Raw genomic sequence first — 15,683 nt, 5'->3', positions numbered from 1 at the left:
ACACTCAAAGTCCCCCTTATTAAGGGGGATTTAGGGGGATCGAGACTTCGATACCAACCAAGGTACTATCTGTTTTCTATCTAATTTCGATCCCCCCTAGCCCCCCTTAATAAGGGGGGGACAAGAGAGTTCTCAAAGTCTGCCTTAAAAAGCGGAGACAAGAGCATTCAAAGTCTCTGTTAAAAACACAAGAACTCGGAACACTCAAAGTCCCCCTTATTAAGGGGGATTTAGGGGGATCGAGACTTCGATACCAACCAAGGTACTATCTGTTTTCTATCTAATTTCGATCCCCCCTAGCCCCCCTTAATAAGGGGGGGACAAGAGAGTTCTCAAAGTCTGCCTTAAAAAGCGGAGACAAGAGCATTCAAAGTCTCTGTTAAAAACACAAGAACTCGGAACACTCAAAGTCCCCCTTATTAAGGGGGATTTAGGGGGATCGAGACTTCGATACCAACCAAGGTACTATCTGTTTTCTATCTAATTTCGATCCCCCCTAGCCCCCCTTAATAAGGGGGGGACAAGAGTTTTCCTTCTTCCTTCTTCCCTCTTCCTTCTTTCTTCTTCCTTCTGCTTATGAAATTTGGAGTTATTGTTTTTCCTGGTTCAAATTGCGATCGCGATGTGGTGTGGGTAACTCAAGGGTTACTACACCAACCAACGCGGATGATTTGGCACGAAGATACCGATATTTCAGATATCGATATTATGGTAGTTCCCGGTGGTTTCAGTTACGGAGATTATTTGCGGTGCGGCGCGATCGCCCGTTTTTCTCCAGCGATGAAAGCGACTGCGGAACACGCCAACAAAGGCAAACTTGTACTGGGAATTTGCAACGGTTTTCAGGTGCTGACTGAAGCTGGTTTGCTCCCCGGTGCTCTGGTGCGAAATGCGGGCTTGAATTTTATTTGCGATCGCACTTCGTTGAAAGTCGAAGGCAGTAATACTCCTTGGACTTCCGCCTATACCTCCGGTGAAATCATCGATTTGCCCATCGCCCACGGAGAAGGCAACTATTATGCCGATGCCAATACTTTGGCAGAACTAGAAGAACACGATCAAGTGTTGTTTCGGTACTGCACAGAAGCGGGCGAAATTAACGATGCTGGGAATCCCAACGGTTCGTTAAATAATATTGCTGGAATTTGCAATCGGGCTGGCAATGTGTTAGGAATGATGCCACATCCAGAACGGGCATCCGATCCGATGTTGGGTGAGACTGATGGGATGAAATTATTTCAAGGGTTGCTGATGTCAACTGTGGCCGCAATTTTATAGTTGATATTGGGGATATTTGGTGTAGGGGCAAGTTCGCCGATCGAGTTTGTCACCTACAGATAATCTCGCTCCACCCGCCCCGCCCAACCGAGAATCGCGATCGACTTTTTATTCAACCAGAAATTCAATCAATTTCAGGTTTTTCTAGGACTTGCAAGGGCAACAGTTCCATATACCGAAATTCCTGACTGCTTCAATACTTGAATAGCCGATCGCACCGTAGTACCGCTAGTATAAATATCATCAACTAACAACACCCGATCGCCAGGAAGTCTGCGACGAAAATCCTTACCCAAAATTAAAGCATCCTTCATTTCGGCTTGCCGCTGTGCGATAGAAAGTTGAAATAGTGCCTCAGTATACTTGATCCGTTCTAAACCATGTCGCTGTAAAGGCAAACCCGTTAACTCGCAAAAACTTTCCGCCAAAAGTTCCGCTTGATTAAATCCCCGCTGTTTCAGCTTTTCCTTATGCAGTGGAATCGGTACAACGGTTAAATTATCAATAGCTAATTCGGGAAAATTTAGCCAAGCTTCCGCCATCCAGTAGCCCAGGGGTTTCGCTAACTCTGGACGATCGTTATATTTCAAAGCTGCGATCGCCCGTTTCAGAGCCCCGCCGTACTCCCCCCACACAAAAACAGCCTTCTGGGAATCCCAAAATGCACCAGGATCGGCTAATCGACAGCCTTGAAGTTGCTGGCGACAGTAGGGACACAAATCTGAGGTAGCTGGTCGCTGACAAAGAGGACAGTTAGACTTAAGAAATAAATTGAGAAAAGATTTGACGAATTTCGTCCATTTTCGATGGTTCATATTAAAATTGCAATAAGTGATTAATCGGGAAAAATTTGAATTTTCAATCAATTTCCTAGAAAGGCTAACAGCGTGGACAACTTCTACTGGCTAGACAAAATTAAACCATCAGACAGAGATGCCGTGGGAGAAAAAGCATTTTACTTAAGCTGTTTAATGCAAAAAAATCATCCCGTCATACCGGGTTTTGTTGTGCCTGCAAAAGCATTTTGGCAGTTTCTAGAGTCCATAGACTGGTTGGAACCGCTGTTTGCAGACTGGCCAAACTCTTCACTGCACTTGAATGTCGATGAACCAAAACAACTCCAAGCCATCGCCCGCAGCATTCGCCGACAAATCACCTCCACCAAACTGCCAGATTCCTTACTCTCCACCCTGGATGCGGCGGTTTCTCAACTAAACTGCAAAGCATTAATTTTTCGCCCTTCCCTGACTGCGCCAAATCCGAACACCGCCGGAATGCTGGAATCTCAAGCAGTGCGCGCCGAACCAGCAGCCATCGAGGCCGGACTCAAACGAGCTTGGGCTGAACTGTTCAGAGCCCAAAGACTATTTTACTGGCAACGGTGTGGCATGAATGTACAGGAAATTAATCCCGCAGTTTTGGTGCAGCCACTTTCTTGTGCGATCGCCGCCGGTGCGGTGGAAACTAACAGCAGTGAAGGCTGGGAAATCCAAGCCACCTGCGGTTTAGGAATGTCCCTCGCTAGGGGAGAAACCATCCCCGATTACTATCAAGTGCAACCGGAAACAGGCAAAATTACCATCCAGCGATTGGGTTACAAAACATTAGCTTATCATCTCAAAAGCGACGAAATCCAATCGGAAGAAAAATCATATATCGGAAAGGGGAACACTTTCCAAATTCCTAACTCTCTGTTTCCCCGACCAAATTCTGCTGGAAGTTGTTTGGATATTTATATATTAGGTGAAAAATTACAAAATGAATATGTATTAAATCAGCATTTGTTACTAAAGTTACTCGATATGAGCAAAAAAGCAAGGAGTGAATTCGATTTCGAGCTAATTTTAGAGTGGACGATGAATCAGTCGGCAGAATGTAACGAACCGGAGTTTTATTTTACTCAAGTTCGCCCCTTGAAAAACAAAACAGCCCCGCAAATATTGGAAAATCCGACCGCACAAACTAACCAAAATTTAATTGGCCTAGGCAGAAACCCTAGGCTACTCAAAGGCTTGGCAGCCAGATCGGGAAAAGTTAAAGCAATTGCCCAAGTTATGACTAATTCCCATGCAGAAAAATCGGAATTTGTAGCCGGGGGAATTTTGGTGGCACGGGAAATTTATCCCCATTGGCTACCTTGGCTCAAATTAGCTGCTGGGATTGTTTGCGAACAAGGAGGTATGACCGGTCATGGGGCGATTTTAGCTAGGGAGTTGGGTATCCCCGCTGTGGTGGGAGTTGTCGGTGCCACTCGCGCGATCGAGACTGGGGATTCGGTGTGGCTAGATGGTGACACCGGAGAAGTTTTTGCATCCGCTCAAATTGAGGGAATCGACCCTACAAACATCAGCAATTATGGAGAAATAGCCAATCATGCAGATTTGTCCATTACAGCAGCCAAAATGTCGATCGCCCATCACCAATTCCCGACAGCATCTCCATCCCATCTAGAACCAAAATCTCAGCCATCAGAATTACCTCAAAATGTTGTCAGCGCAGCAACAGCGACTCAACTGATGGTGAATGTCAGCCAAATGAGCTCCATCGAGCATCTCAGAAATCTGCCCATAGACGGCATTGGATTAGTGCGATCGGAATTAATGGCCATGGAAGCTTTGGAAGGTATAAATCCTCAAGTTTGGTTGCAAAATGGTCGGGAATCTGAATTTGTGCATCGCATGGCGACTCAGTTAAATTTATTTGCTGCCGCAGTCTTTCCCCGTCCCATATTTTATCGCTCCCTGGATTTACGGGAATCGGGAATCCACGGTAGTTTCAGTTATACCTTTGAACCAGAGTTATTTGATTGGGAATTAAAGGTACTAAAAACATCCTGGGATTCTGGCTATACAAATATTAATTTACTTTTGCCATTTCTGCGCTCTGTAGACGAGTTTAGCTTCTGCAAGCAGCGTTTAGAAACAGTTTGGCAACAGCGACCTGTTGAGTTTAAACTGTGGATTATGGCAGAGGTTCCTTCGGTTTTATTTTTATTGTCAGATTACGTGAAAGCAGGAGTTCAAGGGATTTCCATCGGCACCAATGATTTAAGCCAATTTATGTTAGGAGTTAACCGCAACTCGGCAGATATGGCTAGCGCTTTCAGTGGGCCCAATCAACCGATGATGAGGGCGATCGAACAATTAATCCTTCATGCTAAGGAGGCGGGAATTCCTTGCTCTATCTGTGGCGATGCTCCAGCTTTGTATCCAGAGATGATAGAATCCCTGGTACTGTGGGGGATTTCGTCGATTTCTGTGAATGCGGATGCTGTGGAACGGACTTGTAGGGCGATCGCCCGTGCTGAACAGCGTATCATCCTAGAAGCGGCGCGAGCGATCGTTAAAAATAATCATTAGATAGCTGCCAAAAGTCAGAATAACTGTTCCATAATAAATATGGTTGATGTCTATTAAAAATCATTAAAAAAAAATCCCTTTCAAAGTTAACATAATTGCCAATATTCCCATTAATGTCAAAGGTGGAACCACCACTTTGAAATACGACTATAGCGTCGATGCTCAGCAAAACATCGTGACAGTTAGAATCACCACATCCGACGGGCGGACTAGGCAAGACAGGTCAATCTATATTGATGAAAAAGGACGAGTTTATTCGTTCTAGTTTATAGGTGGGGGCGGGTTTATTAAGATTGTTATTTTTGGGCGATTATGGTTGGGCATCGCCCGCCCCTACAGCCATCGTAAAATGTTAGAGAAAATTTCTGGTAAAACATTGAATAAAATCCGTAGGGGCGGGTTCACCGATGAATTTTGCCACTCACAGATCATCTTCATAAACCCGCCCCCACCCAACTAATAACCCAGTTGTAGGTTGGTTTTCGTTCCACGGGCCCAACCTACAGATTAGCTCTAATGGTGGATCAAGTGCATTAAGCCTTCTACAGTAGGACCGATCGCGCCTGCTGAAACTTCACCAACGACTGTTTCGGCTGCGCAGTGACTAGCATGAAGGGTGTTTTCAATAGCCTGACTGGCTCCCTCCACTGCATCACCCCCGAATTGACCGTAAGCAGTCTCTTTGACCATTCCAGCTTGAATTTTTCTGTTGGTTTCTGTGGCATTCATGTCCCAACTTTTGATTGTTTGGACAATCTCTAACCCAGCCCAAATTAACATTCCGAGCAAAACCGCACCAATCAAATATTCCATAGTTTTCTAGAGGATTGAGGTTGGCTATATGTAAGCAGGTTTTTCTAATTTAACGCAGGGACTGAAAGCCAACAGGAGAGAAAATATTATCCTTGCAAAGCCGCCAACAGACATAATAATAATGCCTCCGTCCACTCCACTACAGCACCATAGGTATCACCAGTGTGACCGCCTAAACGGTGGTTAAACCAGGCTCCGGTCAAAATTCCGATCGCACTTCCCCCCAAAGCCATCCCCACCGCCAACAGCCACCGATCGCCCTGCAAGACAACTTGCAACACACTCAAACTCAGTAGCAGGAAGACTCCTGGGATAAAATCAAAAGGAGAATAAATCGATTCCTTGTGAAAAGCTCCCTTACCCTCGGCGCGGAGATAGGGATAGTGGGCGATCGCCACCAACTGGCCCCACCGCCCCCAACCAGCCACACCCATCAAAGCCAACCACCGATATTCATTCAAATCCGTCAGAGCAGCCGTTTTCAACAACAAGATTGCCACCGCAGCCATCGCCCCAAAGGCTCCTGTAACGCTGTCCCGCATCACCTCCAGCCGTCGCACGGGGTCTGGTACAGCCAGCCCGTCCGCCGCGTCCATAGCCCCGTCTAGGTGCAACCCCCCAGTCAGGGCAATACCCAAAACTACTACCAAGGCCGATCGAGTCAAAGCAGGCATCCCCAACAACTGCAATCCCAGATCCGCCAGTCCCAGCATCCCCCCAACCAACAGCCCGATTGCTGGTGCAAAGCGAGCAATACCCCGAAACTCCAAAGTCCAAGAAATCGGCACCGGCAAACAAGTATAAAAAGCGACCGCAGCAGCTAGTGCAGCCCCCAGATTCCGGAAAAAGTCGATCGTTGAACGAACCAACTGATTGTGCACCATAAAATAGAAATTTTTTCGCATTGTATGGAGTTGTGAATCCATTAGCGTATGCCAGAATTGGATCGGTAACACCCTTAGTTCCTTCGATCAGGCATTCATCCTGGCGACAGCTCTTTTCTTTAGAAAACTGCTACCGACAGCGCACCCGAAGAACTGCATCTACTGAAACTTAACTCAAGACAAGCGTTTCCTTTGTAGGAAAATCTAGTTAATTCTGTGATTTCCGACCAGGGGAACATACTACAACAGAGGCTTTTGCTCCATGAGTAATGACCAATTAAACAACAGGGTGGCTGCTCCTTGCATCATCGATACAGGCATTGTCGTCAACAAGCGCGATATCCAAAGATTGCTCTTCGATTTAGGACGTGTCCGCTACCTACATATGCAGGACGGCAAGATTTACAGTCAAGGCGAAGGGTATGTCCGGGAAGTGTTCGTTAACCCCAATCGCTCTACTCTGATTGCCAACCGGGCTATTTATTTGAATGTTGATAGTTTTGATTATCTGGAACTGAAAAACTCCAAGGAAGAAGGTGCTTATTTTGACCTGATTCAAGAGGGACGACAGTTGCGGTTAATTCCTCTCTCCAATCCTTTGCAAGAGCAACTCAGCCGGAATTTAAATGCTGCTGCTTTAGATGCAGTCGTGGATCAGGTACTCTCAGGGAGCTGGGATTATCAATTAGATGAAGACGATTCGCCGTTTTAAAGGATCGTTGGCTAAGGCTAGGGTCAAAATTAGTTCGACTAAAGCTCAAGAACGTTTAAAATTGTTCCGATGCCCAATGCCCAACGCCCAATGCTCCATTCCTAATGTCCGAAAAATTTTCTTTTCAATCTCTTGCCCATTGCAGCCATACCCAAGCGCGTGCGGGAGTGTTTGTCACTCCCCACGGTGTGGTAGAAACGCCTAAGTTTATGCCCGTGGGTACCCTGGCTAATGTCAAAACTCTGACGCCTGCACATCTTAAAGATGCTGGCTCTCAAATGGTTTTGGCTAATACTTATCACTTGCACATACAGCCGGGGGAAGATATTGTTGCCGGAGCTGGTGGATTGCATAAATTCATGGCTTGGTCCGGGCCGATTCTGACCGATTCGGGTGGCTTTCAGGTGTTTAGCTTGAGCCAAATGCGTACTATTTCTGATGAGGGGGTGACTTTTCGTTCCCCCCGCGATGGTCGTATGATTAATTTGACACCGGAGCGATCGATCCAAATCCAAAATGAGTTGGGTGCGGATGTGATTATGGCCTTTGATGAGTGTCCCCCTTATCCAGCGACGCGACAGGAGGTGGAAGGGGCGACAGACAGGACTTATCGCTGGCTCAAGCGCTGCATTGCTGCTCACTCGCGCCCAGATCAAGCTTTGTTTGGGATTGTGCAGGGGGGTGTTTACCCGGATTTGCGATCGCGATCGGCAAACCAATTAGTAGATTTAGATTTACCCGGTTATGCGATCGGCGGTGTCAGCGTCGGGGAATCGGGGGATTTGATCGCAGAAATTGTGAAAGTCACAGCACCCCTGTTGCCGGCAAATAAGCCACGTTATTTGATGGGGATTGGGACTTATCGCGAAATGGCTGTGGCGGTGGCCAATGGCGTAGATATGTTTGACTGCGTGATTCCGACTCGGCTGGCCCGCCACGGGACGGCTTTTGTTGGGGGGGGACGTTTGAATTTGAAAAATTCTCGGTTCCGGGAGGATTTTTCTCCGCTGGATGAGTCTTGTCCTTGTTATACTTGCCAAAATTTCAGTCGGGCTTATTTGGCACATTTGGCACGGGCTAACGAAGTGCTGGGATATACTTTACTGGCGATTCACAACGTGACTGAGTTGATTCGCTTTACCGGGAGGATGCGGGAGGCGATTTTGGCCGATCGCTTTACAGAGGAGTTTGCTCACTGGCTGACACCTACGGTCGATCGAACATGATTGCCTTTGCTTAAGATATGCGACAATTATGAAAAATCTGTTGGATAGGTAGGTTGATTCATGGAAGCTGCATTACTTTTAGCCAAGCTGCCCGAAGCTTATGCGATCTTTGACCCTTTGATTAATGTTTTGCCGGTGATTCCTGTGTTTTTCTTGTTGCTGGCTTTTGTTTGGCAAGCGGCTGTCGGATTCAGATAATTCTGGTTTTATTAAAAGCAGGGGCAATTCCCCAATTGTCCCTGCTTTTAGTGTTGAGTTTTTCGGTTGCTCTGGAATTATTTAAAGGCACAGACCGCTCCAGAGCGCAGAGAAAGAGTCTAGAGGGATGAATGCTATGTTTAGCCGCCGATCGCCTTTTGGAATGCGGGTCTTTCTGAAATTCGCTTCATATAGTCTAAAACCGCCGGATAAGCGCTGAGGTCTAGTTTTAGCATCATGGGAATGTAGTTTAAAATCGATCCCACTGCGGCGTCGGCGACACCGAATTCATCGCCCATCAAAAACTGCTGTTTCTCGAAGATGTGATTAAGGGGTGTTAACAATTTGGGAGTTTCGCGATCGCGACTTGCTTCCACAAATATTCCCGGTCCTAGGGTAGCGTTAGCAAAGAGTACCCACTGCACGACTTGAGCTTGTTGCTCCAAATTCTTCGGCATTTTACCATATTTTTGAGCTAAATAGAGCAGAATTGCCCCAGATTCCCAAAGTTTAAAATCTCCATCGGCGATCGCGGGTACTTTGCCCATGGGGTTAATTTCGAGAAAATCTGGCTCCAAGTGTGCTCCTGCTTGCATATCCAGCATCACGAATTCATAGGGCGCGCCTATTTCTTCCAGATACCACTTGATAATTGAGGCCCTGCTGCGAGCTCCACCGTAAAGTTTCAGCACCGTTTTTTTCCTTTAACGAAATCTGATTTATTTTAGCATTTGTTATTGGTTATTTGTTATTGGTGTCGCTAATAACTAATAACCAATAACTGGCAATTCCGTCAAGTGTACAAATAAGATTCTGCTACCAATAAAAATTAAAATTGCTCCGCCCAACATCTCTATTTTATTTGCAAACAAATTTCCACACTTGTGTCCAATAAACACACCAGCAAACGCCAAAAAGAAAGTAATGAATCCTATGGCAGTCACCGCAGGAGCAATAGAATCTTTCAGAACAGCAAAGCCAATCCCCACGGCTAAAGCATCTATACTTGTCGCCACCGATAGTCCGATTAAAGTACCCGTATCCAGGGGATTAAATTTCTTTTCTTCTCCGTCATTTTGTAGAGATTCATAAATCATTCTACCGCCAATGAAACTCAACAAGCCGAAAGCTATCCAATGGTCTACTGCCGAAATTAAAAAGCTGAAACTCAGACCAATAAACCATCCGATTACTGGCATCAAAGCTTGAAAACCACCGAAAAATAAAGCAATTTTTAAAGCTTTATTGACTTTCATGTGTTTAATTGCTAAACCGCTGGAAACTGACACAGCAAAAGCATCTGCTGCTAGTCCCAAGGAAAGTAAGACGGTAGTGGCTACATCCATTTCTGTAATTTTTTTATCTGATGGGTAAACTATTAGACTTATCCATAACAGCAAGTCTTCAACACGCAGGCGATGCGTGGTCCACAATAATTATGGGAGAGGTCTCTTGCTCTTAGTCTTTAAGTTTACACTAAGTTATCGTTAAGTTAGATATTTATCATAATCACTTCATTTTTAAATCATATTTTTTTCATAATTGGCTGGTTTGAAAAATGTCGTACTAAGCTGTATTATAGGAAGACTTATCAACTAGCAGAATTGATGATGCCCGAATCTAAACCATATCAGCCACTGCTACTGAGATTACTGCACGGGGTTAACGCTGCGATCGCCTTGGGAGCAATCATCACGGCCTTCTGGGTGTACAACACCTATGACGGGCGGTTCGGCAAAGTACCACTACCTCAAATTCCAGATATTATCGGCATTCATGGGACTTTTGGTAAGCTGTTAATTTTAGGGATCGTGCCCGGTTTTGCTTTATACAGTTTCCACAGAGGTCAAAAACGCTTGATACAGCCGGATTCTTTGGGGAAATTGACACAATTCGGAAAACCAATTTGGTGGTACACTTTGCATCGGATTGTGAATACGCTGATGTTGGTGGCCCTGAGTTTATCGATCGCCTCTGGGAGTATGGTTAAGGAAGAATGGCTACCGGCAGGAGAATTGACACAGGTTTGGTATTATTTGCACGCTTCTGGATGGATCGTATTAGTATTGTGTCTGGCAATGCACTTGTTGATGAGTGCCAAGGTGGGGGGATTACCATTAATTTTGTCGATGTTTGATTTTAAAAACCAGAAGGATAGCTAAACCCCGATCGCATTTTACTTTTAATTAGAGCAACCAATCTTATGCCCATTATGCCCAAAAATACGATCCTAATCTTGGTGGAAATTGTGGTGATGGGAGGTTGGCTGTTTGCATTGGTTGCACCGTTGTTATTTCCCTAAACCGAAATTTAACGGCTAACACCAAATCAGGGTTATAGGATTGGTAATTCCACCACAAAATCCACACCACCTGCATTTTGAGACTCGAAGGGAAATTCAAACGGAGATTCCACCCAAAGACGCCCGCCGTGAACTTCAGCAATAATTTTATTGCCCAGGGACAGCCCCAAGCCTGTAAATTCGGTAACAGACTTAGTAGTGAAAAAAGGGTCAAAGATTCGGCGCTGAATTTCGGGCGGAATGCTGGGGCCGTTGTTGGCGATCGATACCGCAATAAATCTGCCTTCGGGATACTCGACTACCTCGGTTTTAATGCTAATAATTTGCTCTTGATTATCGCTCGTATTTAGAGCATCAATAGCATTGCTGATTATACTGGCAAAAACTTGATTTATTTGACCACCATAACACAGCACCAACGGGATATTATTGTACTCCTTAACTATAGATATTTTGTTGTCCAGACGATAGGCAAACAATACTAGAATATCGTCGATTGCTTCCTGTAAATTGATGTATATTTTGTCGGAGTCGTTAGGGGTAGCAAATTTCTGTAAAGCCAAGATAGTGTCGCGAATGCGTCCCGAACCTATTTTTAAGGTATTGATAATTTTTGGCAAATCTTGGCTAACAAAATCTAAGTCTATTTTTTCTTTTTCTTCCTCGATTTCTCGCACTGATTCTGGATATTTTTTGGAATATATTTGAATGATTCTGAACAAATCTTGCAGATAATCATTGATGTGGATCAAGTGGCCATAAATAAAGTTAATTGGGTTGTTAATTTCCCGCGCAATTCCGGCAGTTAGTTTGCCTAAAATTGTGATTTTTTCCCTTTGCACCAAGTGTGCTTCGGTTCTTCTGAGTTTGGCTAATACTTCTTCCAATAGCTTGAGTTGTTCTTGAATTTGTCCCTGGCGTTGAGATTGGGAAATTGCGATCGCCAGAGAGTCTGCAATTGCTTCCAAAACTTCCACCTCGTCGGGAGTACCAAACTGCGACTGACTACAAGCGAAAAGATACCCCAGGCGATTAGTTTGGGTGAGCACAGGTACTGCTGCGTACTGACTGTTTTTGAGTCTCAGGTGCTGGGATTCCTGAGATACTAAAGTATCGATATCTGTGACTTTCCTCAGCGTTATGGACTCCCCACGGTGGAGTCTGGCTGCTAAATCTCCAGAGGGCCCGGATTCAGCACCAAATACTCCCAGTCGCGATGATAAACCTTCTCGGTAATATTCCGAGCAGAATTCTAACCTGTCTTTTCGGGGATCGTACCAGCCGAAAATTGTGCGATCGAGATCTAGTATACTTCCGAGTTCCTCTACGGTGGTTTGTAGGATGCGATCGACATCCAAGGAAGCGCGAGTGCGACTTGTCAAGCGATGGAGGAGAGCTTCTGTGTGAGTGCGGAGGCGATCTTTTACAAACAATTTTAGTGCCACAACTGCTGCCATAATAGCTATGACTAAAAGTGCGGTGGTGACGGCTGCTAATATATTTAATGGGTACAGTTGTTTGTCGAGGTTTTCTTGGGGAATTACTAGGGCGATCGACCATTCCGCCTGTTCTAAAGGAAGATAAACTACGTAAACTTTAGCATCGTTAATTTTAGTCAGGGAAATGCCAGTTTTTTGATAAACCATGTCTCGGACTAGGCTCACCAAATTAGCATCTTTGGAGTCTAATAAACTGCTAGCAGGGAAGTCTGTATTTCCGACTAATTTGGCATCAGGATGAACAATCGGTACTCCTTGAGAATTGAGGACAAAAGCGTAGGTTCCGGCTCCATATTCCAGCTTTCCTACTACTTGGGCTAATCGTTGAATTTTGATGACACCATTCATAACTCCGATCGGCTTTTGAATGGTGCGAGAAGTGGGATCGCCTACCTTTGGCCGCACCGGAGCAGAAATGGGAATAATTTGTTGTTTTAGCGTGCGAGAAATAGTAGGATCGGAAACGTATACTTCCCCAGCCATGGCTTTTTGAAAGTGTCGGCGATCGCTGACATTAGGTGCTGCTCTCCCGACTTTTGTAGTGAAGTAAGAACCATCCGGCTCAATTAACGCAAAATGCTCAAATTCTGGCAGTCGATTTACTTCAGATTTTAAATAGGGTTCTGCCACCAACCAATTCATTGAACGAACGGGGGGAGTGTTAGCAAGAATTTCGATTTCAGCTTTTCTAGTTTCTATCCACCGATCGATTTTATTACTCCGATTTCTTACTTCTAACAAAGCATTTTGCTCTAAATTTTTGATAATTAAGCGTCTGACACTTTGATAACTCATATAACCAGCGATACTGGCTGCTATAGTCCCCCCTAATATTAGCAGCGCTGCGATGTATCGAAGACGGTATCCACGGCTAAATCGTGCTGGTAATAGTCTAGTTAATTTCCAGCACTGCTCTTTCGCAAAGCTTCGCATAGTTTGACCAATTTGTAAGATTGAAATCTTAGCTCACCTGCGATGCACCCTGAGCCTGCAAGCAGTTTGACACTACTAGCATTTAATAATTGCGGGTTGAAATTTTCCCCCGCTGGTAAGCTCACCCTGTTAAACAGGAATTATACCATTTTATATTTTATATTTTAAATTTTATATTAGAAAATCCTAGTTGATAGGTGTTTTTTTTGCCGTTAAAAAGATGCAACGAATCAGATGACAAGTCATATCAATTCCGGTTGTATCGGAATGATTTAACCGCGAAGGCGCGAAGTACGCGAAGCAAGAGAAGAGAGAGTTTAATACAGGACGATGAAGAGAGGATTTTATATAATATCAAATCATCTCTTCATCGGAATAGTAAATTCGAGTTCACTGTTCACTGTTCACTGTCAACCGTCAACCGTCAACTGTCAACCGTCAACTGTCAACATCACCTGACGGTGTAACCGGAAATGATATCACATCTTCGGGGAGCATCCCGATTTTGCATAGGCGAAGCATGACCGCTGTAAATCTCTGGTGATCGCTAATAAATTGTCTGCGGTCATGCTTCGCCCCTACGAATATACTTGCAAAATAGAGATGCACCCCATATTCGCCGCAGGTCTATCCACTACATCCCTTAGCAAAAGCGATGGTAAAAAAATATTTATTTTAAAGAACTTTGTGAGTGTGTTCGTGTTGTTTTACATTGTCTTCAGTGCGAACAACGCGCTGGGTATTGAGAACTCTTTTGCGATCGAGGGAATAAGAAAAGTCGCTCCGAACTGTTCCCAAGGGGATGTGAGATTGAGCTTGGGGGCGGATTTTGTAAGTGCGGGCAGCGGCGATCGCCCGAAAGCCAAATTCTTCGCAAAACTGAGCGGATGTGGGGAATTCCGGCAGCATAGTGGGTGATTCGCCGTCGAGCACTGCTCCCAAAGTCGTCCCCCAAGCCCTTTGATAGGAGGTGGGAATTCCCTTGACAATTGCCTCCAAAGCTGCTGAGGGGATAGCTTCAATTACTTGTACTTCGAGAACTTCACCTTCTTCTTTGACAAAGCAGGTGGCCAAACCCACTACCAGGTAGTCGTCGGTAGATAAATCGGGAGCGTTGGGATAAAGTGTTGCAGTCGCCATAAAAATCTTGTGAGTAGGAGTTAAAAACCTGGAGCGAAGGTCAAACCCCTGAGAGTGGATCGGACCTGTGTGTTGATAGTACCACATCAAGCTAGATGCCGGATGATTCGGCAAGGATTCCCCGCAGCTAGGACGTTTGCAGGGATACTTTTGACCACCACACTGCCTGCACCGATCGTGCTACCATCGCCGATGGTGACTCCGGGGCAAAGGATACTACCGCCACCAATCCACACATTATTGCCGATATGAATCTCGCTAGCCAGTTCTCGGCCCGAAAGTCTAATTTCCGGGTCAGTGGGGTGGAAAGCAGTGTAAATTTGCACTTGTGGGCCACACAGTAAATTTTCGCCGATGTTAACTCGATTGCAATCGAGAATCACGCAACCAAAATTCATATATAAGCCATTTCCAGCATAAATATTACTGCCATAGTCGCAGTAGAAAGGGGGTTCAATTTCAACTTTCTGGCCGACGGCACCGCATAATTCGGTGAGAATTTCTAAGCGTTGGGATGCTTCGTCTTCGCGGGTAGCATTGTAAAGTCTGGTGAGACGGCGGGCTCGCTGGCGCTCACAAGTCAATTCCGCATCAGCCGCTAGATACAACTCGCCCGCTAGCATTTTTTGTTTTTCGGTTTTTGACATCGGATTTATGGCTTTTTCAAATCAAGGTTTTGATTGCAAACAAACAGCTAAATCTAAACTGGCTAATTGTTCAAAAGCTCGATCGATCGCTCCTGTTCCTCTCAAAAAACCTGTGTTCCCACCAGGACAAATATACTGTAATGTTTCCGCCGAAAAGCGATCGATAATCGACTTCACGCTGTTAATTTGTCTGGGCCAGTGAAAAGTTTTTGCCGTTCTCTGCGGTTCCGGTGCACCTTCTCGATTTGGGAGCAAGTGTCTGCCCGAAAACAGAACTCCGCCACTGCGAGTATCATAAAGACAGGACGAACCGGGAGAGTGACCGGGAGTCCAAAATACAAAAGTGCGATCGCTCACAGCAAATTCTCGCTCAAAAGCTGTCACTTGCAATCCCGGTAGCAAATAAGCTTCCTGCTCTTGAATCAGGATTTCGCAGCCGGTGGCTTCCTGAATCTCCCGCGCCTTACCCATAGCGCCCCGGTGAGTCAGAAACAACAACCGGACACCGCCATATTCCCGTAAAAATGTTTGGTTAATCTCATCCCAAGCCGGACAATCTACTAGAATGTTAGTTTGGTTTTCTACAATGAAGTAAGCTGTCCCACCAAGGGTGTCCCGGTTAGGTGGAAAAGCAAAGATATTGTCGAGCACGGGTTTTGGTTGTTTGGAAGCTAAAGTCTGTTGTTTCAAGG

General features: G+C 45.3%; 15 protein-coding genes. 6 read left to right on the top strand and 9 right to left on the bottom strand.

All coding sequences use genetic code 11. The annotated features are described in order from the left end of the window. Nucleotides 1-576: 576 nt before the first annotated feature. Nucleotides 577-1,278: a phosphoribosylformylglycinamidine synthase subunit PurQ gene (gene purQ, locus AAFP11_RS09530; RefSeq protein ID WP_341736832.1), complete on the top strand. Its 702-nt coding sequence runs from the start codon at nt 577-579 to the stop codon at nt 1,276-1,278. 134 nt (nt 1,279-1,412) lie between these two features. On the opposite strand, the gene AAFP11_RS09525 is transcribed toward purQ, so the two are convergent. Next, nucleotides 1,413-2,093: a ComF family protein gene (locus AAFP11_RS09525; protein ID WP_341736831.1), complete on the bottom strand. Its 681-nt coding sequence runs from the start codon at nt 2,091-2,093 to the stop codon at nt 1,413-1,415. Between the two features lie 72 nt (nt 2,094-2,165). Here AAFP11_RS09525 and AAFP11_RS09520 point away from each other — a divergent pair, with 72 nt between their 5' ends. Next, entirely contained in the window at nt 2,166-4,637 is a 2,472-nt protein-coding gene (locus AAFP11_RS09520) for a putative PEP-binding protein (protein ID WP_341736830.1), read from the top strand. Nucleotides 4,638-5,150: 513 nt separating this feature from the next. Here AAFP11_RS09520 and AAFP11_RS09515 read toward each other — a convergent pair. Next, on the bottom strand, nt 5,151-5,450 hold the full coding sequence (locus AAFP11_RS09515) for a hypothetical protein (protein ID WP_341736829.1): 300 nt from the start codon (nt 5,448-5,450) through the stop codon (nt 5,151-5,153). Between the two features lie 86 nt (nt 5,451-5,536). Next, nucleotides 5,537-6,334 carry an adenosylcobinamide-GDP ribazoletransferase gene (gene cobS, locus AAFP11_RS09510; RefSeq protein ID WP_341736869.1) on the bottom strand — a complete coding sequence of 266 codons (798 nt, stop codon included), beginning with the start codon at nt 6,332-6,334 and terminating at the stop codon, nt 5,537-5,539. Nucleotides 6,335-6,596: 262 nt separating this feature from the next. On the opposite strand from cobS, the gene AAFP11_RS09505 reads away from it, so the two are divergent. The 3 genes from AAFP11_RS09505 (at nt 6,597) to AAFP11_RS09495 (ending at nt 8,470) form a co-directional block, all read left to right on the top strand. Beyond that, nucleotides 6,597-7,046, top strand: coding sequence for a hypothetical protein (locus AAFP11_RS09505; RefSeq protein WP_341736828.1), 450 nt, complete (start codon nt 6,597-6,599; stop codon nt 7,044-7,046). Between the two features lie 104 nt (nt 7,047-7,150). After that, nucleotides 7,151-8,272: a tRNA guanosine(34) transglycosylase Tgt gene (gene tgt / locus AAFP11_RS09500; RefSeq protein WP_341736827.1), complete on the top strand. Its 1,122-nt coding sequence runs from the start codon at nt 7,151-7,153 to the stop codon at nt 8,270-8,272. A gap of 60 nt (nt 8,273-8,332) precedes the next feature. Beyond that, on the top strand, nt 8,333-8,470 hold the full coding sequence (locus AAFP11_RS09495; RefSeq protein ID WP_293149949.1) for a photosystem II reaction center protein K: 138 nt from the start codon (nt 8,333-8,335) through the stop codon (nt 8,468-8,470). Nucleotides 8,471-8,610: 140 nt separating this feature from the next. On the opposite strand, the gene AAFP11_RS09490 is transcribed toward AAFP11_RS09495, so the two are convergent. Next, nucleotides 8,611-9,162 carry a glutathione S-transferase family protein gene (locus tag AAFP11_RS09490; protein ID WP_341736826.1) on the bottom strand — a complete coding sequence of 184 codons (552 nt, stop codon included), beginning with the start codon at nt 9,160-9,162 and terminating at the stop codon, nt 8,611-8,613. A 75-nt stretch (nt 9,163-9,237) separates the two neighbouring features. Next, on the bottom strand, nt 9,238-9,816 hold the full coding sequence (locus AAFP11_RS09485) for a manganese efflux pump MntP family protein (RefSeq protein ID WP_341736825.1): 579 nt from the start codon (nt 9,814-9,816) through the stop codon (nt 9,238-9,240). A gap of 261 nt (nt 9,817-10,077) precedes the next feature. Here AAFP11_RS09485 and AAFP11_RS09480 point away from each other — a divergent pair, with 261 nt between their 5' ends. After that, nucleotides 10,078-10,632 carry a cytochrome b/b6 domain-containing protein gene (locus tag AAFP11_RS09480; RefSeq protein ID WP_341736824.1) on the top strand — a complete coding sequence of 185 codons (555 nt, stop codon included), beginning with the start codon at nt 10,078-10,080 and terminating at the stop codon, nt 10,630-10,632. A 172-nt stretch (nt 10,633-10,804) separates the two neighbouring features. On the opposite strand, the gene AAFP11_RS09475 is transcribed toward AAFP11_RS09480, so the two are convergent. The 4 genes from AAFP11_RS09475 to AAFP11_RS09460 all read right to left on the bottom strand — a co-directional run bounded on the left by AAFP11_RS09475 (nt 10,805) and on the right by AAFP11_RS09460 (nt 15,681). Next, nucleotides 10,805-13,066, bottom strand: coding sequence for a cache domain-containing protein (locus tag AAFP11_RS09475; protein WP_341736823.1), 2,262 nt, complete (start codon nt 13,064-13,066; stop codon nt 10,805-10,807). A gap of 813 nt (nt 13,067-13,879) precedes the next feature. Continuing rightward, nucleotides 13,880-14,344, bottom strand: a complete 465-nt coding sequence (locus AAFP11_RS09470; protein WP_341736822.1) for a hypothetical protein — start codon at nt 14,342-14,344, stop codon at nt 13,880-13,882. 86 nt (nt 14,345-14,430) lie between these two features. Beyond that, on the bottom strand, nt 14,431-14,991 hold the full coding sequence (locus AAFP11_RS09465; RefSeq protein WP_341736821.1) for a sugar O-acetyltransferase: 561 nt from the start codon (nt 14,989-14,991) through the stop codon (nt 14,431-14,433). 21 nt (nt 14,992-15,012) lie between these two features. Beyond that, the gene (locus tag AAFP11_RS09460) at nt 15,013-15,681 is read right to left on the bottom strand and encodes an MBL fold metallo-hydrolase (protein WP_341736820.1); all 669 of its coding nucleotides are present in this window, start codon (nt 15,679-15,681) and stop codon (nt 15,013-15,015) included. Nucleotides 15,682-15,683: the final 2 nt, after the last annotated feature.

The organism is Microcoleus sp. CAWBG640, assembly GCF_020883015.1.
Classification (GTDB): Bacteria; Cyanobacteriota; Cyanobacteriia; order Cyanobacteriales; family Microcoleaceae; genus Microcoleus; species Microcoleus anatoxicus.
Note: the sequence above shows the minus strand (reverse complement) of the source record. Positions and strands in the feature narration are given on the sequence as shown.

Coding starts and splice junctions, on each gene's coding strand:
- AAFP11_RS09470 (WP_341736822.1), bottom strand. CDS start 14,344: ATGGCGACTGCAACACTTTATCCCAACGCTCCCGATTTATCTACCGAC.
- AAFP11_RS09480 (WP_341736824.1), top strand. CDS start 10,078: ATGATGCCCGAATCTAAACCATATCAGCCACTGCTACTGAGATTACTG.
- purQ (WP_341736832.1), top strand. CDS start 577: ATGAAATTTGGAGTTATTGTTTTTCCTGGTTCAAATTGCGATCGCGAT.
- AAFP11_RS09525 (WP_341736831.1), bottom strand. CDS start 2,093: ATGAACCATCGAAAATGGACGAAATTCGTCAAATCTTTTCTCAATTTA.
- cobS (WP_341736869.1), bottom strand. CDS start 6,334: ATGGTGCACAATCAGTTGGTTCGTTCAACGATCGACTTTTTCCGGAAT.
- AAFP11_RS09505 (WP_341736828.1), top strand. CDS start 6,597: ATGAGTAATGACCAATTAAACAACAGGGTGGCTGCTCCTTGCATCATC.
- AAFP11_RS09465 (WP_341736821.1), bottom strand. CDS start 14,991: ATGTCAAAAACCGAAAAACAAAAAATGCTAGCGGGCGAGTTGTATCTA.
- AAFP11_RS09485 (WP_341736825.1), bottom strand. CDS start 9,816: ATGGATGTAGCCACTACCGTCTTACTTTCCTTGGGACTAGCAGCAGAT.
- AAFP11_RS09515 (WP_341736829.1), bottom strand. CDS start 5,450: ATGGAATATTTGATTGGTGCGGTTTTGCTCGGAATGTTAATTTGGGCT.
- tgt (WP_341736827.1), top strand. CDS start 7,151: ATGTCCGAAAAATTTTCTTTTCAATCTCTTGCCCATTGCAGCCATACC.
- AAFP11_RS09495 (WP_293149949.1), top strand. CDS start 8,333: ATGGAAGCTGCATTACTTTTAGCCAAGCTGCCCGAAGCTTATGCGATC.
- AAFP11_RS09475 (WP_341736823.1), bottom strand. CDS start 13,066: ATGAGTTATCAAAGTGTCAGACGCTTAATTATCAAAAATTTAGAGCAA.